The organism is Sphingomonas sp. VDB2 (assembly GCF_047946695.1).
Classification (GTDB): domain Bacteria; phylum Pseudomonadota; class Alphaproteobacteria; order Sphingomonadales; family Sphingomonadaceae; genus Sphingobium; species Sphingobium bisphenolicum.
In genome coordinates this window covers 53,193-70,615 of the sequence record NZ_CP159615.1, presented here as the reverse complement: position 1 = coordinate 70,615, position 17,423 = coordinate 53,193, and the positions used below count along the sequence as shown (strand labels likewise).

Genomic DNA, 17,423 nt, shown 5'->3' with positions numbered 1-17,423 from the left:
AGAATTTAGGGGGACGTCGACGGCATGAACGGTGGAATGGCGCAGGACCGGAAGGCGGTTTTTTACGGCCTGGGCATTCTGATGCTCCTGGCCTTCGCCGGCATCCTGATCGACCCCGTCCAGGACAAGAGGCAGTTCGCCGCCTTTCTTTTCGTGCGGCAAGATGCGCTTTTCCTCCTGCTTCTGATCCTGCTGCTCCGCTTCGGCCTCTGGCCTGCGCCGGCCGTGCCGCTATGGGCGGAAAAGGCGGGCCGATTCTGGTGGAGCGCTCCTGTCCTTCTGCTCCTCCTCTGCTGGGCCGGCCATCGCCTGGCCTTTGACGGCTATGATTTGACTCGCGACGAACAGATGGGCCTGTTCGACGGATTCATCTATCACCATGCCCGTCTCGGATGGCCGTTACCTGCCTTCTGGCAGCACAACGCCCTCGCCCTCAATCAGCAATTCATATTGCCGATTGCGGGGCATCGGGCTTGGATTTCGGACTATCTGCCGGTTCATGCACTGACCCGAAACCTGCTGGGGACGATCGCCGATCCTGCACTCACCAATCCGCTTCTCACCGCCATTGGCGCCACGGCCCTCTGGCGCATCGCCCGCCGCCTTTGGCCGCAGGACGGCAGTGCGCAGATAGCCGCCCTCCTGCTCTACGTCGGGTCGTCCCAGATCGTCGTGATGGGAATGAGCAGCTATGCCATGCCCGGCTATCTGGCCCTCAATCTCATCTGGCTGGCGCTCTTCCTGCGCGGCGGCGTAATGGGTCATGGTGGCGCGCTATGCATCGGCCTGATCGCCACCGGTTGGCATCAGCCGATTTTCCATCCGCTGTTCGTCCTTCCGTTTATCGTCATGCTCGCCTGGCAACGTCGCTGGCGACTCTTTTGCCTCTATGGCCTGACCTATGCCGCGATCGGCCTCGCCTGGCTTGCCTGGCCGCATTTTGCCGCGAGCGCAGCGGGTGGAGCAGCCACGCAGGGCGGGCAACTCGGCTATGGCGCGCGGATCGCCATGCTCCTGTCCGGCTTCGACGGGATCAGCCTTTGGCTGATGAGCCTCAACCTGCTGCGCTTCGTCGCCTGGCAGCATCTGCTGCTGCTCCCTCTGGCGGTGGCCGGCATACGTTTCGCCTGGCGCGATCCGCTGGCTCTCTCACTGCTCGCTGGACTGCTCCTTCCGATTGCCGCCGCGACGCTGCTGCTGGCCTATCAGGGACACGGATGGGGCTATCGCTATCTCCACGGCGTGATCGGCAATGCCTGCCTGCTGGGGGGCTATGGCTGGTCGGCGCTTCGAAAACGGACCGGAACGCCGGCGCTGTGGACGGCCGCGAACATCGCGAATTTTGTGGCCGTCGTGCCAGTCCACATCGCCCTCGCCGCGACTATCGTGCGTCCTTATGCCACCGTGTCCCGCACTATCGACCGAACGGACAGCGACCTGGCGGTGATCGACGATCTTGCAACGGCCTTTGGCGGCGACCTGGTATCCAATCGCCCCGATCTGGGCAACAGGCCGGTGCGATTGATGGCCAGCCAACTGGATGATCGCGCAATGGCGGCGCTCTGCCGCACGCACAGCATCGCATTCGTCGGCGAGAAGCAGCTTGCCCCAATCCAGCGCGCCATTCCCGCCAAGGAAACAGCGACCGATCGATTTCTGCGCCTGGAAAAGCTCTGCGCCAGCATCAGGCGCGTTGCACGTCGCCCGCCGGCGTGAACACCATGCGGCTCATCAGCACATAGCTGAATGTCGCCGTGAAGATGATGTTGACCGGATAGGCCAGCCACGGAGCCAGCCCCGCCAAATCGATCAGCGCGGCAAGCGTCGCCGTCCCGAACAAAAGCTGGAGCAGATACACGCCAATATAGCGCCAGATCTGGCTGCGCCATCCGCCGCGGTCGCCGAAGGTGACATGCCGATGCGCCAGAAAACCGACGCACAGCCCCCCGGCCCAGGCCAGCACGCTCGCAGCCACATAGTGCAGGCCGCCTGCTATCGCCCCCAGGAACAGCAGATAAGCGATCAGGGTCACCCCGCCGCCAACGATACCGAACCGCATCAACCGCAACAGTCCTGCGTGCATCACAGCGCCCCTCGCAACCGTGCGTGGATGCGTGGCAATACGCGATCGATAATGCGCGAATGGCTCATATAACGCCACACACCCCACGGTCCCAGCCTCAGCAACTCGCCCATGATTTGCGCCAGCGCGGCTGTGCGACCATGCATCACTTCGGCCAGCAGACAGTTTATGCGCGCCGATGCCGCGGCAATATGGCGGATCGTCTTTGCCTTTGGCCCGGCGATGACCGGCGCGTAGCGAGCGACGACAATCTCCATCTGATTCAGGAAATCAGCCGGCGTCCGACTGCCCAGCATTGTCTGCGACCCGCCATGGATGCGAAAGGCGACGGTCGGTTCGGCGAGGTAGCTGACGCGTCCGCGCATCGCGGCCTTCATGTATATGTCCCAGTCTGGGGTGTACCACAGGCTCTCGTCAAGCCCGCCCGCGTCCTTCCATATGTCCCGGCGCATGACGACAGAGGGCAGCGCCACAAAATTCTGCACCAGCAGCCGCTCCATGACGGCCGGCCCCTCCCAACTCGACCGACCTTCCAGCGGGCAACGCCAGCGGCCCAATGTCCGCCCACCCTCGTCGATGATGGTCGCCGCCGTCAGCAGCATAGCGGCATCAGGATCAGCATCCAGCGCAGCCAAAATAGCGGTCAGCCGGTCGGGAAGCCAAAGATCGTCCTGGTGCAACATCGCGACGTGCGGCGCCCGCGCCATCGCCGCGGCCCGATTGGTTTTGGCCGTCCAGGACAGAATGTCAGGCCGATATTCATACCGCAGGGTCAGTCGGCCGGCATGGCGCGCGGCGATGTCGCGACAACGCATGGTCGAACTGGAATCGAGCACGATCACTTCGATCAGGCCGTTGGCGTCGTCCGGCAGGCTCGCCAATGCGGCATCGAGATAGGCATCGCCCTCATGCACGGGCATGATGATGGAAAGACGCGGTATCGGCATCAGCGCAACGGCAGCGGCGGCACCGCTTGCATGCGATAAAAGCGCGATTCATTGCCGCCCAATATCGCCATGAGGAAACCACCCATGACAGTCTGCATACCCATGGTGACGAGCGTCGTGCCCAACACCGCCGGCAGGATGCTATAGGTGGCGCCAAAATCGCGGGCCGTCCATTTCCAGAAGACCGCCGCCAGCACCGCGACGCCCGTTCCGCTGATGGCAAGGCCAGACAGCAGCATCGCCTCCAGCGACAATTTTTCGCCCAGCCGCAATTCCCATGGTCGCGCAGCGCGATAGCCGGCGCGCAAACCATAGAGTTTGCCGGCGAACGCCAGCATACCGCATAAATGCCCGCCGGACACCAGAGCCGCCGCCAGCACGACCCAGTAATTGCCGACCGCGGGGAAGCTTCCCGGCGCCAGCGCCTGCATCAGCGCCATGGCGAAGAGCGCCAGACCGACGCCGAGCGCCACCACGCCTGGCACGCCGAATACCCAGGTCGGGCTCAGCATCATCAGGTAGCGCAGATGCCGCCACCCATCGCGCCAGGGCCGCAAATGGGGCGCCCGGTCGCGCAGGTCGACAGACAAGGTCGCGGGCACCTCGGCCAGACGGAAGCGGCGCAGGCTGGCCTTGATCACCATTTCGCTGGCGAACTCCATGCCGGACCCCGACAGGTCCAGCGAGGCGAAACAGTCCCGCGTAATGGCCCGCAGACCGCAATGGGCATCGCTGATGCCCGACCGGAAGAAGAGATTGAGGATGCCGGTCAGCACCGGATTGCCGATATAGCGGTTCTTCCAAGGCATGGCGCCGGGCGCAATCCCGCCCCTGAAGCGCGAACCCATGCACAAATCCGCCCCATCCAGCAATTCGCCGATCATCGCCACGCCGTCAGTGAAGTCATAGCTGCCGTCAGCGTCACCCATCAGCAGGTAGCGGCCATAGGCGCCCTCGCAGCCGCCTATCAACGCCGCGCCATAGCCGCGCCGCTCCACTGGCACGACCCGCGCGCCGAGCCCCGTCGCCAGTTGTTGGCTGCCGTCGGTCGATCCATTGTCGGCAATTACGATCTCGCCGAACAGCCCATGCCGCGCTTCGATCAAATCCAGCGCGCGACGCGCATTGGCGATGCAATGCGGCAGGCTGATCGCCTCGTCCAGGCAGGGCATGACGATCGACACGTCGATCGCGCGAACATCCCCGCGCAGGTGGGACAGACTATGCATGGCGTCTACGAACATCGTCACCCTCGGGATTTCAGGCCTTTGGATGGCGATAGCGGCTTTTGGTTAATGCATTCTTGTCGCGCTCTGGTCGCGATCGAAGGTCGCGCCTATATGGGCGCCATGTACGATTTCGCCCCCACCGCCGCCGACAAGCCCACCCTTTATGCCGATTTGCTCTCGGCCGCCGATGCGCTGACCGCATCGGAGCCGGACCCGATCGCCAACATGGCGAACCTGTCCGCCCTGCTCTGGCAGTTCCTGCCCAATCTCAACTGGGCCGGCTTCTATCGCATTGTGGAGGATGAACTCGTCCTTGGCCCGTTCCAGGGCAAGCCCGCCTGTATCCGCATTCCGGTCGGTCGCGGCGTATGCGGTGCGGCCGCAGCAACCCGCGAAACCCAATTGGTGGAGGACGTCCATGCCTTCCCCGGCCATATCGCCTGCGATGCGGCCAGCGCGTCCGAAATCGTTGTCCCGGTGCTGCACGACGGCAAGCTCATCGGCGTGATCGATCTCGACAGCCCGCTTCCCGCCCGCTTCGACTCGGACGATGCCACCGGGCTTGAGGCGCTGGCGGCGCGGATCGCGGCCCGCATTTGCTGATCCATTAACCCTGTTTCTTCACGGCACCTCCGCAGTGCCGCGCTTTCCGCCCCGTTTCGGGACAGGATTTCAAGCCCTGGATCATGGATAGCCAAGGATCGCCATGCTAAACGAAGCGTTAGCATTTTAGGCTGCGCATCCGGTTGGCGCGCCGTAAAAACAGGGAGTGTTAACCATGCGGACTCCAACCTTACTTCTTTTGGGGGCGAGCGTTGCACTGGCAGGCGTCGCCGCGCCGGCTATCGCCGGCGGCGCGAATGGGCCACGCCCCGGCGGTTCGATGCCGCACCCCGGCCCCCGTCCCGGCACGCATATGCCACGCCCCGGTGGCGGCTGGAACGGACACTGGAATAATGGTGGGCATCGCTGGGGACCGCGCCAGAACGGCCGCTGGTTCGCCGGCTGGCGCGCGCCGGGCGGCTGGGGCGGCTATCAGCGTCCGATCTATGGCTATGTCCTGCCGCAATATTGGACCAGCCCCAATTATTATATCGCCAACTATGGCGCCTATGGCCTGCCTGCGCCTGCCTACGGCTATGGCTGGTCGCGCTATTATGACGATGCGGTGATGACCGACCGTTATGGCCGGGTCTACGACTCGCGCAGCAACATCGAATGGAACCGCTACGAAGGCGGCTATGGTCCCGATGGCGATGACGGCTATTATGACGAGCCGCGCCACGATAATGGCGTTGGTGGCGCCGCCATCGGCGCGGTGGTCGGCGGCGTGGCGGGCAACCGCATCGCCGGGCGCGGCAATCGCACCGCGGGCACGCTGATCGGCGCCGGCGTCGGCGCCGTGGCGGGCATGGCGATCGACAAGGCCGAGGACGGCCCCGGCCGTCATGCGCCACCCCCGTCGCGCCGTCCGAGCGTGGGCTATGACGATGGCTATGGCTATGCCGACGACAGCGTCACCACCCAGAACGATTATGAAGGCCGCTGGACCGGCACCTGGACCACGGATGACGGGCGGCAGGTGAGCGGCACCTATGACGGCCGGTTCGAGGGCGAAGTGCGCGGCGCTGGCGTCGACTATGACGCGCCGCCTTATGCCGGGGCGTCGCATTGGTCGGCAGGTCCGGGCCCGGTGGTGCAGCAGGGCGGCGGCTATATCGCGGGTGGCTATTATTATCCCGCACCGGTGGTGACGACCGTCACGATACAGCCCGCCCAGACGACAACGACTACGACGACCACCTACGTCACCGAAACGGTTCGCCAGCCGGTACGCCGCAGGGCCGTCCGAGGCTGCCGCTGCAAATAAGCGCCTGTCCGGCGAGTCACGACGCCGGACCAGCGCTGGATCGGGGTCGGGCCGCACAGGCCCGACCCCTTTTTTTGCCGATCGAATTTCGGAGAACTGAAGGTGTCGCCCGGTAGTGGTCGGCCCAGATGGAAGTCCTGCCCGACGCACCGCGCCAGACACGCCACGGTCCGCTGCATGTCATCAGGATCTAGACCTCGACCAGCCCGTGCGTTGGCGTTTGGCGCGGCACCATTCTGTTTTACCTAGCGCAGCAATGGCGGCAAAATCAGTTCGAAGACCGACAAGACAAAAGCGCATCAGGTTGCAGCGACCGAAACGGATGGCACAACCATCATTGAACGATCGACCTTCGCCGATCTGGCTGTCTATTTACGGAACATGCCCACCAGTTCGACCGGCAGCGGCGGTTCGTCGCGCTGCTGGGCGCCGCGAATGGCCTGTGCCTGCTCGTGCGGATCGAAACGCACCCAGCCGCTGCGGCTGAGCTTTTCCAGCGGACGATAGCGGATCTTATATTGCATTCGCTGCGATCCATCGACCCAATAGCCCAGATAGACATAGGGCAGGCCGGCACCGGACGCCCGGGTGATATGATCCAGGATGATGTAATTGCCCAGGCCCGGCCGATGCTCAAGCTGCGTATCGAAGAAGCTGTAGATCATCGACAGGCCGTCGCCCTGACGGTCGGTCAGGCAGGCGCCGATCAGCTTGCCGGGGCGACCATCGACGCCCGGTTCGCGATATTCGATAATATAGCTGTCGACCGGCGTCTGCTCGACCATGTCGGAGAAGTCCATCTCGTCCATCTCGGTCATGCCGCCGCCGGGATGACGATCGACCAGATAGCGCTGGAGCAGCGCGAACTGCTCCTCGGTGGACCAGGGCTTGCAGGCCGTGACGATCAGGTCGCTGTTGCGACGGATCAGCTTGCGTTGCGTCGCATTGGGCTGGAATTCATGGGCGACGACCCGCACCGACACACAGGCTGAACAGTCCGCACAGCTCGGCCGATAGGCGACATTCTGGCTGCGACGAAAGCCGATGCGGCCCAGCGCGTCGTTCAGTTCCGCCGCATTGTCCCCGTTCAGCTCGGTAAACACCTTCCGCTCGCTCTTGCCCGGCAGATAGGGGCAAGGGCTGGGGTTGGTGACGAAGAAACGGGGAAAGCGGAAGGCGGCAGTCACGCTCCAGGCTTCCTTTCATGGCGGCGGACGTCAGTCATAACATTGACTATGCCGCCACGATGCCCCTCTGAAAAGGGCGTTTACCACGAAAAATCGCGCCCGCTTCCCGCGGTCACGCAACCTCGATCGGCGCGACCTCATAACCAGCCTCGCCCAGCGCCGCGATCAACCGCTGAAGATGCGCGCGATCGCGCGTCTCGCACTCGACATCCAGGCTCAGCCCCTTGGCCGGCAGGTTGGTGAAGATGCGCTGATGCGCCAGTTCGAGGATGTTGACCGCTTCCTGATCGAAGATGCGGGCGACATGGAACAGTGCGCCGGGCCGATCCTGCAGGATGATCCGCAGCCGCGCCAGACGGCCCGACCGGGCCAGGTCGCGCAGCAGCACATTGGCGAGCAGGCGGGTGTCGATATTGCCGCCGGTCAGCACCAGCCCGACATTGCGCCCGGCGAATTTTTCCCGATAGGTCAGCAGCGCAGCGAGGCCCGCGGCGCCCGCGCCCTCCACAACGGTCTTTTCGATCTGCAACAACAGGCTCAGCGCCTCTTCCAGCCGCCGCTCGGTCACCAGCAGCACATCGTCGGCCAGCCGCTCGACGAAGCGGCGGGTCAGTTCGCCGGGTTGCTTGACGGCGATGCCCTCCGCCAGCGTATCGCCGTCGCAGGCCAGATCCGCGCCCTTGATAAAGTCGTACATCGACGGATACAGTTCCGCCTGCACGCCGAAAAGCTGGATGTCCGGCTTCATCGCACGCGCCGCGGTCCCCATGCCCGAAAAAAGGCCGCCGCCGCCGATCGGGATGATTAGCGTGTCGATTTCCGGCGCGTCCTCCAGCATTTCCAGCGCGACCGTGCCCTGCCCGGCCATGATGTCGGGTTCGTCGAACGGATGAACGAAGGTCAGGCCCTGCTCCACCTCCAGCAACCGCGCATGGGCGTAGGCATCGTCGAACTTCTCGCCATATTGCACCACGGTCGCGCCATGGCCCTGCGTCTGCGTGATCTTCACCGTAGGCGTGGTGGTGGGCATGACGATGGTGACGGGTACGCCCAGCCGCCTGCCATGATAGGCCAGCCCCTGCGCATGATTGCCCGCCGACGCCGCGATCACGCCCTTCGCCTTGGCCGCGTCGTCCAGCTGGATCAGGCGATTGAGCGCGCCGCGCTCCTTATAGGCAGCGGTGAACTGGAGGTTCTCGAACTTCAGATAGACATTGCAGCCCAGCATGTTCGACAGCGTCTGGCTGATCAAAGTCGGCGTCTTGACGATCGAACCCGCAATCCGGGTTCGGGCGGCAAGGATGTCATCGACGGTGACGGGCAGCGGCAGGGCGCTTTCGATCTTGGCGAGCGTGTTCATGAGCGGGCACCTAAACGAAAATTGCGGGTTAAGAAACTGGCACTGTCGCAAAACTGGCCCTATGGCAGGGCGCACGCATAAAATGTACGAGGCATATGGCTAATATCGCGTTTATCGGCCTGGGCGTCATGGGCAGCCCCGTGGCAGGACATCTGGCCAAGGCGGGGCATAGCCTGACCGTCTACAATCGCTCCATCGGCAAGGCGAAGACATGGGCGGAAGCCTATGGCGGCGCCGTCGCCATCAGCCCGGCCAAGGCGGCGGAAGAGGCGGACATCGTCATCAGTTGCGTCGGCAATGACGATGACCTGTCGCAGATTACGCTGGGCCGCGAAGGCGCGTTCCGCACGATGAAGGAGGGTAGCCTGTTCATCGACCACACGACCGTGTCGGCGCGGATCGCCCGGCAATTGTTCGTAGAGGGCGAAAGCCGCGGCATCCACAGCGTCGACGCGCCGGTATCGGGCGGTCAGGCGGGCGCGGAAAACGGGCGGCTGTCGATCATGTGCGGCGGCAGCGATCCGGCGGTGGCGGCGGCCAAGCTGGTGATGCAGGCCTATGCCGCACGGATCGTCCATGTCGGCGGCGCGGGCGCGGGGCAGACCACCAAGATGGTGAACCAGATCTGCATCGGCGGCGTCTTGCAGGGCCTATCGGAAGCGCTGCGCTTCGCCCAGGCCGCCGAACTGGATCTGGACGCGGTGTTCGAAGCGATTTCCGGCGGCGCGGCGCAAAGCTGGCAGATGGACAATCGCTGGAAGACGATGGCGCAGGACAGTTTCGACTTCGGCTTTGCCGTCGACTGGATGCGCAAGGATCTGGGACTGGCGCTGGAAGAAGCGCGGGCCAATGGCGCGACGCTGCCGGTGACCGCGATGGTCGATCAATTCTACGCCGACGTGCAGGCTATGGGCGGCAACCGGCAGGATACCAGCGCGCTGGTGCGCCGGATCACCCGCGCATGAAGCCCCTATATCTTGCGGCCATCGTTGCGCTCGCCCTGCCCCTCCCCGCGCTCGCCGCGGGCGTCATCGACAATGTCAACGGCATCGCCATCGATCCCAATGGCAAGGTCGTCCGGTTCGCCGCGCTGATGATCGATGACGATGGCAAGGTCGAAAAGCTGCTGCCGGGCCGTTATCAGGAGCCCAAATATGAGCGGCCCAAAAAGCCGAAAAAGGGGCAGCCCTGGCCTGAACCGCCCAAAGGGCTGGCGTTCAAGCTGGATGCGGGCGGCAAGACGCTGATCCCCGGCCTGATCGACGCGCATGGGCATGTGATGGGCTATGGCCTGTCGCTGATCACGCTCGACCTGTCGGAAACGCGATCGCTGGCGGAGGCGCAGGCCGAGATTCGCGCCTATGCGCAGGCCAATGCCGGGCGCAAGTGGATCATCGGCACCGGCTGGAATCAGGAACAATGGGGTCTGGGGCGCTTCCCCACCGCCGCAGAACTGGACGCGGCGGTCGGCGACATTCCGGTGTGGCTGGAGCGGATCGACGGCCATGCCGGCTGGGCCAACAGCGCGGCGATTCGCGCGGCGGGCATCACCCCCGCGACCAAGGCGCCGATGGGCGGGCGGATCGAAATGGCCGGCGGCAAGCCTTCCGGCGTCTTCGTCGACAAGGCGATGGACCTGATCCAGAAGGTAACACCGCCGCCCGCGCCCAAGGACCGCGACATCGCGCTGGAAAAGGCGCAGCGCGCGCTGCTGGCGGTTGGCATCACCGGCATTGCCGACATGGGCACCAGCATAGAGGATTGGCAGGCGTTCCGCCGCTCGGCCGATCGCGGCGCGCTGCGGGTGCGGATCATGTCCTATGCCTATGGCATCGACAATATGGTACTGATCGCCGGGCCGGAACCGACGCCCTGGCTCTATGACGATCATCTGCGCATGGGCGGCGTGAAGTTGCTGCTCGACGGCGCCTTGGGGTCGCGCGGCGCCTGGCTGCGCGCCGATTATGCCGATGCGCCGGGCCAGCGCGGTTTGCCGATGATCCCAGACACGCAGTTGCGCAATTTCATGAGCCGCGCGGCGATGGACAATTTCCAGGTCGCCGTCCACGCCATCGGCGATGCGGCCAATCATGAATTGCTGAACGCGATCGAGGAACTGAACGACACCTATAAGGGCGACCGCCGCTGGCGGATCGAACATGCGCAGATCGTCACGCCCAGCGACCTGCCGCGCTTCGGGCCGCTGGGCGCAATTGCATCGATGCAGCCGGTCCATGAAGCGTCGGACTGGCGCATGGCGACGGCCCGACTGGGCGAAGCCCGGCTGAATGGCGCCTATGCGTGGAAAGCGATGCTGGACAACAAGGTGCCCCTCGCCTTCGGTTCCGACGTGCCGGTGGAAAGCCCCAATCCCTTTGCCGGCATCGCCGTGGCCATGAGCCGCGAGGACGGCAAGGGCGAACCGGCCGGTGGCTGGATGCCCGAACAGCGGGTCGGCTTCGACGCCGCGCTGGACGGTTTCACGCGCCAGGCCGCCTATGCCGGTTTCGCCGACAAGAAATTCGGCAGCCTCGTTCCGGGCCAGCGCGCCGATTTCCTGCTGATCGATCGCGATATCTCGACGGCGCGTCCGGCCGACATCCGCCAGACCCAGGTGCTGGAAACCTGGATCGGCGGCAAGCGCGTCTATGTGAAGGGGCAGTAGTTCGACGCGGTCGATTTAGCGAGACTGGGCGGGGTTCCAGACGGTGAAGGTACGCCCCGTCATGGCCTTGGCGACGCCCTGCAGGGTCGCGGCATAGGCGATCATAACATCGACCAGCGCGGCGAAGGGACCGCTCTTCGCCCGCACGCCGATCCAAAGGACCAATGCTACGCCCAGCGCGCCCGCCAGATAAAGCGCTGGCGATACCCGCATCGCAAGCGCGCCCGCCGCGATCGCGCCGACCAGAATAAACAGTCCGCCAAACCAGCGGACGATCTTGCGCGACGCATATTTGAAGCGATCGACCGCCGCCATCCGCCGCAATTGCAGGCGCAAATGGGCGTGCGTGTGCCAGGCCCGCGCGGCAATCCGTACCTTGCGCCGATATTCGTCCTTGCGCGCCGTCACCAACCGCTCGCGCGCGATCACATCCTTGGCCTTCACCAAACGCTTGCCCGCGAACACGACCGCCATCGACACGGTCAGATCGTCCAGCACGCTATCGGGGAAATCGGGATACAGGCTGCGCCGGATCGAGAAGATCGATCCGTCCGCGCCCAGCACATTGCCGGTGCGCGACTCCTCGTCCTTCAACTTTTCCTCGATCCGCCAGTAGAGCGACCCGACCGAGGCGGTCGCGCTATCCTCCGCGCCGATATAGTGGAGCGAGCCCAGCACGCCACCGACCTGCGGGTCTGCATAGCGGGCAAGCAGATTGTCGATCGCGTCGGCTTCCAGCAGCACGTTGGCGTCGGTAAATATCAGCACATCACCGCGCGCGCGGGCGGCCAGTTGCTTCATCCCATACGCTTTACCGCTACGCCCCGGCCCACGCACCAGCGTCACCATATCATCTTGCGCGGCGATCAGATCGCCGGTGCCGTCCGAGGATCCATCGTCGAACGCCAGTATCGCCAGCTCCGGATGCCGCGCTTTCAGCATCGCCAGATTAGCCAGCTTCTCCGGCATCGCCGCCGCTTCATTATAGGCGCAGAACAGCAGGGACGCGCTGGGTTTCGGCCCCTCGACCGGCGCTTCCGCCACGGTCGGCAAAGCGCGCAGGATCAAGGGATAGAATAAAAACGGCCATGCCACCGCAGCCAGACAAAGCAGCAGAACAACGCCAAGAATAAGGTTGGTCGCCATCGCTCAATAGGCCTTGTGATGGACCAGCACGCCCAGCGTCGCAAAAATGATCCGCAGGTCACGCCACACCGACCAGTCGCTGACATATTCCAGATCCGACTGAAGCCGATCGATCAGATCCTGATGATGATCGGTGGAGCCGCGATGGCCGCGCACCTGCGCCAGGCCGGTCATGCCCGGCTTGATGCAATGCCGTTCCCAATAGCGCGCATCGACCTCCCAATAGAGGCTGTCGCCGGCCTTGGCGGCGGCGGCGTGGGGGCGCGGGCCGACGATGCTCATGTCGCCCTTCAACACATTGAACAATTGCGGCAGTTCGTCGATGCTGGTCTTGCGCAGGAAGGCGCCGACCTTCGTCACCCGGTCGTCGTCGCGCCGGGTCAGCGTCGCGGCCTTATGGTCGCTCGCCTCCGCCCGCATCGAGCGGAACTTGTAGATCGCGAACGGCCGGGCGTCCTTGCCGATGCGTGGCTGGCGGAACAGCGCGGGGCCGGGGCTGGTCAGCCGCACCGCCAGCGTCGCCGCGATCAGGATCGGCGACAGCAGGATGGTCGCGACCGTGGCGACGATCAGGTCGAACAGCCGTTTGATCAGTCGATCGCGGAAATGCAGCGGACCGCCCGCCACAATAATGGTCGGTTGGCCGTCAAATTCATCGATCCGTGCCGGCGCAAAGCGCAGCAGTTCGGGCACGACAATCTCTCCCCGCGCCGACAAGGACTTGAGCGCAGCGGACCAGTCGGCCATCCGATCGAGCGGACAGGCGACGATCACCCGCTCCGCCATGCCGACCACGGCGGCGAGCCGTGCCGCCATGTCGGCGTCATGCCGTTCGGGATGAAGGTTCGCCGCATCCGCATCGATGACGTCCATATGCGGGCCGACCGTGATCGATACGCCGTCCAGGATGACGGCCGTCAGATGCGGCACATCGCCCAGCAAGGCGACCGCCAGCCGCGCGACCGCGACACGCACCAACGCCACCGCCACCGCGCTCAATCCCAGGCCGGTAATGAAGGTCAGACGCGACAATTGCTCGGCGATCTTGCCCAGATAGACGATCAGCAGCATCAGCAGCGCCGCCTGCACCAGCGCCCACAGCGCCCGCACGATGCCACGCCGCACCCGCTCCAGCGTATTGATGCCATAGGCGCCACCCTGCACCGCCAGCAGCGCATAGAGCGGCGCGACCATGGCAAACATCACGAGGCCGTGCGGCTTGCCCGGCTCCCCCCACAGGGCGCCCAGCACGAACCAGTTGGCGGCGAGAAAGGCGCAGAACAGCCCTGCCATGTCGCCCGCAAGGCACAGCGCATAGAGCCGCAGCCGCACGATTTCCTTGGAGACTGTCACTGGTGCGCCCTGATTATCGCCATGCGTCCCGTTGGCACCCGCGCGCGCGGGTTGCAAGGGGTTGTGTCTTCGCACCCGTTCGCTCCGAGCACAGGCGATAAGCGGGTAGCGCCGTGTCCGCGTTTCTCCACATGCGCGAAACGAACGGCTGTACGTCCCTAGGCCCCAAACAACCGCGTCAGCGCCTTGTCCAGCATCAGCAACTGCCACAACAGGCGCCCATGATCCGACACGCCCGATCGATGGTCGGCCGCGACCTTCGCCAGCATCTTCGTGTCGAACCAGTCGGTCCGCGCCAGCGCCGATCCGCCTGCGATCGCGGTCGCTTCGCCCGCCAAAGCCCCCCGGAACCAGGCGCTGATCGGCGTGACGAATCCCATTTTCTGGCGATAGAGAATGTCCTGCGGCAGGAACGGCTCCATCGCCTTCTTCATGATATATTTGCCGCTATTACCGCGGATGCGCTGCCCCACTGGCAGGCGCGCGGCGAATTCGACCAGCCGATGGTCCAGTAGCGGCTCGCGGGCCTCCAGGCTGACGGCCATGCTCATCCGGTCGGTCTTGGTCAGGATATCGCCGGGCAACCAGATGCGGATATCGGCATATTGCGCCCGGTCCAGCGCATCACGCGCGGGGGCATCGGCCATCGCCTTGATATAGCGATCCTCCGCCCGATAGGCGCCCAGGCGGCTTTTCATCTCCTGGCTGAACAATCGCTGGCGCAGGCCATGGGGCGTCACGCCGACCGACGCGGCATAGGCTTCGCCGCCCTCCCCCGCCAGTTCGAGGAAAGTCGACTTGGCGCGCAACGCGCGTGGCGCCCAATCGGCCTTGGGATAATATTTCCCCAGCGTGCCGAACAAAGGCTGACGCACCAACGCAGGGATCAGCGAGCGAAATCGCTCGCCCTGCATCTGGAACCGATGGCGGCGATAGCCCGCAAAGGCTTCGTCCGCGCCGTCGCCCGACAGCGCCACCGTCACCTGCTCGCGCGCCAGTTCGCACACGCGGAAGGTCGGCAGGGCGGACGCATCGGCGAAAGGCTCGTCGAAATGAAAGGCCAGCCGGTCGATCAACCCATAATCGTCGGGCGACACGATCCGGCTGCGATGATCGGTGGCGAAGCGGCGGGCGATGCGATCGGCATAGGCCGTCTCGTCCAACGCCGCGACGTCGAAGCCGATGGTGCAGGTCTTGACCGCCTGGCTCGACGCTTCGGCCATCAGCGCGACCACGCTGCTGCTGTCGACACCGCCCGACAGGAACGCACCCAACGGCACATCGGCGACCATGCGCGATCGCACCGCCTGCCGCATCAGCGCGACCAGTTCTTCCTCCAGCGCTTGCGGCGACGCCTTGCTCCGCTCGGCGAAACTGACGTCCCAATAGCGTTGCGGCTGCGGCAGGGGTCGTCCGCGCACCAGCCGCAAAGTCTCCCCCGCGCCCAGCTTGCGCACGCCCGCCACCAGGCAGGCATCGTCGGGGACATAGCCATAGGCCATATAATCCTCGACCGCCGACAGGTCCGGCGCGCGGCGCAGCAGCGGGTGCGCCAGCAGGCTCTTCAATTCCGACCCGAAGATCAGGCTGCCATCGGACAGCAGTGCATAATGGAGCGGCTTGACGCCCAGCCGGTCGCGCACCAGCCACAATGCCTGCGCCCGCGCGTCGAACAAAGCGAAGGCGAACATGCCGTTGAAGCGCTGCACGCACTCCTCGCCCCATTGGCGATAGCCGTGCAGGATGACTTCGGTGTCGCTATGGGTGCGAAAGACATGGCCCTTCGCCTCCAGTTCGGCGCGCACCTCGGCGAAATTATAGATTTCGCCGTTGAAGACGACCGTCAGGCTTTCGTCCTCGGTCAGCATCGGCTGCGCACCGGCTTCCAGGTCGATGATCGACAGGCGCAGATGGCCCAGGCCCACGCCCGGCGCGGTCCAGATCCCGCTGCCGTCCGGCCCGCGATGCGGCATGACGTCCAGCATCGCGCGTACCCGTGCCGGGTCCACGGGCTTGGCCGTTTCGAGATGGAAGATACCCGCTATGCCGCACATGCGAACTTCCCTAGCGGATGCCGACGCTGTGGTCAGCCAAAAGCTGCACATCGCCAAGATTGGAAAGGAAAGCCGCGATGGCCGCATCGGACGAACGCCCTTCGGCCTCTTCCGCCGACACCAGGATGGCGACGGCGCGCTGGTCCTGCCCGAGCAACCGGGCCTTCATCGTCGCCAGCTTGACCGCGGGCCTGCTGCCGGACAGGGCGCCGTCGCCTATCCGATAGACGCTCACGACATGCCGCACCACCGGGCCGGGCGCGGTAATCTGTTCGCCCCGGCCATAAGCAGGTGCGCGGGCCGGCGACGACCAGACCCATTCGCTTTCCGGATCGGCCGCCCCCTGGCCGAAGCCCACCAGTTCGCGGCCCTCATCCTGCCGCGCATAGGCGGCGATGGCGAGGTCGACGACTTGTCCCCGCCCGTTGCTGTAGCGCCCAATGACGAAATGATCCGCGCCGTCGAACCGTGGCTTCCACGGATAGGCCTGGTGGATGTCGGTCCGGCTCCACCCCGGCACCACGGGCAGGGTCAGCACCGGCGGCAGCGGATCGGCGGTGGCGGCAGTGGCGGCAAGCCAGAGCGGCGCCGCCACGATCATCGTCAGCGCGCCACCGGCGATTGCACCTGTACGCGACGGCCTGCGCACTGCGCCTTGCAACGTGCGCGGATCGAACCAGGGATCGCCCGGCTTGCGATCGAAAAAGGGCCACGCCGCCGCCATGACGATCGTCATCACGATCGCAAAGAAGACCCAGCCATAAACGACATGGTCGAAACCCACCGCGGCATCGACGGTCGTAAGATGCGCGACCAGGATGGTGGCGAAAGCGCGCACGCCATTGGCCAGCACCGACAGGCTGAGCGCGCCGGCGAGAAACACCGCGCGACGCGACCAGCTCTTGAAACAGACATTGCAGACCAATACGCCATAGGCGGTCATGGCGATCAGGAATTTCGCGCCCGAACAGGCCTCCGCCACTTCGAAATAGCCGGTCGGCGTGGTGATGAATATCCCCTCCATATGCGCCGGCACGCCCGACAGGTCGAGCAGTAGCATGGCGAGGCGCGCGGTCACCAGTTGCAGCGGCGGCACGATCTCCTCGCCGAAGGGCACCATGAAGAAGGCGTAGAAGAGCGGGAAGAGCAGCGCGCGCGCCACCGCCGGGCCGAGCAGCGCGATGGTCGCGCCCTGCAACATCATAATCAGCGCGCCATGCCGCACCATCGCCACGCCCGCCGCCGCGCCCAGCAACCAGGCCAATGCACCCGCGCCCAGCCAGACAAGCCCCGGCGCCCAGGCGACGGGCTCCAGTTGCCGCAATCCGGCCAGGCGCTGCTGCACCAGCCAGGCGATGAGGAAGGGAATGAACAGGCAATGGCCGAAGGTGGAGGCGTTCCACCAGATCGACACCATGCTGCGGACGTCGGCAAAGAACAGCGCGAGAATCGCAAAAGCGACCACGCCCACCGCGATCAGATGACCGCGCCAGCCGGTCAGGTCGCTCAGCGGCATCCGGTCCATGGGG

At 64.9% G+C, this 17,423-nt stretch carries 14 protein-coding genes; 5 read left to right on the top strand and 9 right to left on the bottom strand.

Features of this window, described 5'->3' with window-relative positions; genetic code table 11:
- Window positions 1-24: 24 nt before the first annotated feature.
- Complete coding sequence (locus tag ABT375_RS00350) at window positions 25-1,716, top strand: hypothetical protein (RefSeq protein ID WP_416463660.1); 1,692 nt, start codon at window positions 25-27, stop codon at window positions 1,714-1,716.
- Here the strand turns inward: ABT375_RS00350 and ABT375_RS00345 are convergent.
- From ABT375_RS00345 to ABT375_RS00335, 3 genes are read right to left on the bottom strand one after another with little or no spacing between them, the layout of a single operon-like run.
- The gene (locus ABT375_RS00345) at window positions 1,685-2,083 is read right to left on the bottom strand and encodes a GtrA family protein (RefSeq protein WP_224550297.1); all 399 of its coding nucleotides are present in this window, start codon (window positions 2,081-2,083) and stop codon (window positions 1,685-1,687) included. The two genes, ABT375_RS00350 and ABT375_RS00345, sit on opposite strands and share 32 nt — an antisense overlap.
- The gene (locus tag ABT375_RS00340; RefSeq protein WP_416463659.1) at window positions 2,083-3,030 is read right to left on the bottom strand and encodes a glycosyltransferase; all 948 of its coding nucleotides are present in this window, start codon (window positions 3,028-3,030) and stop codon (window positions 2,083-2,085) included. Before ABT375_RS00340 ends, ABT375_RS00345 begins: the two co-directional genes overlap by 1 nt.
- Window positions 3,030-4,274 carry a glycosyltransferase family 2 protein gene (locus ABT375_RS00335; RefSeq protein ID WP_416463658.1) on the bottom strand — a complete coding sequence of 415 codons (1,245 nt, stop codon included), beginning with the start codon at window positions 4,272-4,274 and terminating at the stop codon, window positions 3,030-3,032. Before ABT375_RS00335 ends, ABT375_RS00340 begins: the two co-directional genes overlap by 1 nt.
- Before the next feature lie 105 nt (window positions 4,275-4,379).
- Here ABT375_RS00335 and ABT375_RS00330 point away from each other — a divergent pair, with 105 nt between their 5' ends.
- Window positions 4,380-4,862: a GAF domain-containing protein gene (locus ABT375_RS00330; protein WP_416464948.1), complete on the top strand. Its 483-nt coding sequence runs from the start codon at window positions 4,380-4,382 to the stop codon at window positions 4,860-4,862.
- Window positions 4,863-5,037: 175 nt separating this feature from the next.
- Window positions 5,038-6,129 carry an RcnB family protein gene (locus ABT375_RS00325; protein ID WP_416463657.1) on the top strand — a complete coding sequence of 364 codons (1,092 nt, stop codon included), beginning with the start codon at window positions 5,038-5,040 and terminating at the stop codon, window positions 6,127-6,129.
- Window positions 6,130-6,497: 368 nt separating this feature from the next.
- On the opposite strand, the gene ABT375_RS00320 is transcribed toward ABT375_RS00325, so the two are convergent.
- Window positions 6,498-7,316, bottom strand: a complete 819-nt coding sequence (locus ABT375_RS00320; RefSeq protein ID WP_416463656.1) for an arginyltransferase — start codon at window positions 7,314-7,316, stop codon at window positions 6,498-6,500.
- Between the two features lie 112 nt (window positions 7,317-7,428).
- The gene (locus ABT375_RS00315) at window positions 7,429-8,676 is read right to left on the bottom strand and encodes a threonine ammonia-lyase (protein WP_416463655.1); all 1,248 of its coding nucleotides are present in this window, start codon (window positions 8,674-8,676) and stop codon (window positions 7,429-7,431) included.
- Between the two features lie 95 nt (window positions 8,677-8,771).
- Here ABT375_RS00315 and ABT375_RS00310 point away from each other — a divergent pair, with 95 nt between their 5' ends.
- Window positions 8,772-9,641 carry an NAD(P)-dependent oxidoreductase gene (locus tag ABT375_RS00310; RefSeq protein WP_416463654.1) on the top strand — a complete coding sequence of 290 codons (870 nt, stop codon included), beginning with the start codon at window positions 8,772-8,774 and terminating at the stop codon, window positions 9,639-9,641.
- Entirely contained in the window at window positions 9,638-11,341 is a 1,704-nt protein-coding gene (locus tag ABT375_RS00305) for an amidohydrolase (protein ID WP_416463653.1), read from the top strand. The genes ABT375_RS00310 and ABT375_RS00305 overlap by 4 nt, the downstream gene beginning before the upstream one ends.
- 15 nt (window positions 11,342-11,356) lie before the next feature.
- Here ABT375_RS00305 and ABT375_RS00300 read toward each other — a convergent pair whose 3' ends face one another.
- The 4 genes from ABT375_RS00300 to xrtA form a co-directional block, all read right to left on the bottom strand.
- A complete protein-coding gene (locus tag ABT375_RS00300; protein ID WP_416463652.1) occupies window positions 11,357-12,487 on the bottom strand; it encodes a glycosyltransferase in 1,131 nt (376 codons plus the stop codon).
- A gap of 3 nt (window positions 12,488-12,490) precedes the next feature.
- Window positions 12,491-13,840: a sugar transferase gene (locus ABT375_RS00295; protein WP_416463651.1), complete on the bottom strand. Its 1,350-nt coding sequence runs from the start codon at window positions 13,838-13,840 to the stop codon at window positions 12,491-12,493.
- Window positions 13,841-13,998: 158 nt separating this feature from the next.
- On the bottom strand, window positions 13,999-15,894 hold the full coding sequence (locus ABT375_RS00290) for an XrtA/PEP-CTERM system amidotransferase (RefSeq protein WP_416463650.1): 1,896 nt from the start codon (window positions 15,892-15,894) through the stop codon (window positions 13,999-14,001).
- 10 nt (window positions 15,895-15,904) lie between these two features.
- A complete protein-coding gene (gene xrtA / locus ABT375_RS00285; protein ID WP_416464947.1) occupies window positions 15,905-17,419 on the bottom strand; it encodes an exosortase A in 1,515 nt (504 codons plus the stop codon).
- Window positions 17,420-17,423 lie beyond the last annotated feature (4 nt).

Coding starts and splice junctions, on each gene's coding strand:
- ABT375_RS00350 (WP_416463660.1), top strand. CDS start 25: ATGAACGGTGGAATGGCGCAGGACCGGAAGGCGGTTTTTTACGGCCTG.
- ABT375_RS00345 (WP_224550297.1), bottom strand. CDS start 2,083: ATGCACGCAGGACTGTTGCGGTTGATGCGGTTCGGTATCGTTGGCGGC.
- ABT375_RS00340 (WP_416463659.1), bottom strand. CDS start 3,030: ATGCCGATACCGCGTCTTTCCATCATCATGCCCGTGCATGAGGGCGAT.
- ABT375_RS00335 (WP_416463658.1), bottom strand. CDS start 4,274: ATGTTCGTAGACGCCATGCATAGTCTGTCCCACCTGCGCGGGGATGTT.
- ABT375_RS00330 (WP_416464948.1), top strand. CDS start 4,380: ATGTACGATTTCGCCCCCACCGCCGCCGACAAGCCCACCCTTTATGCC.
- ABT375_RS00325 (WP_416463657.1), top strand. CDS start 5,038: ATGCGGACTCCAACCTTACTTCTTTTGGGGGCGAGCGTTGCACTGGCA.
- ABT375_RS00315 (WP_416463655.1), bottom strand. CDS start 8,676: ATGAACACGCTCGCCAAGATCGAAAGCGCCCTGCCGCTGCCCGTCACC.
- ABT375_RS00310 (WP_416463654.1), top strand. CDS start 8,772: ATGGCTAATATCGCGTTTATCGGCCTGGGCGTCATGGGCAGCCCCGTG.
- ABT375_RS00305 (WP_416463653.1), top strand. CDS start 9,638: ATGAAGCCCCTATATCTTGCGGCCATCGTTGCGCTCGCCCTGCCCCTC.
- ABT375_RS00300 (WP_416463652.1), bottom strand. CDS start 12,487: ATGGCGACCAACCTTATTCTTGGCGTTGTTCTGCTGCTTTGTCTGGCT.
- ABT375_RS00290 (WP_416463650.1), bottom strand. CDS start 15,894: ATGTGCGGCATAGCGGGTATCTTCCATCTCGAAACGGCCAAGCCCGTG.
- xrtA (WP_416464947.1), bottom strand. CDS start 17,419: ATGGACCGGATGCCGCTGAGCGACCTGACCGGCTGGCGCGGTCATCTG.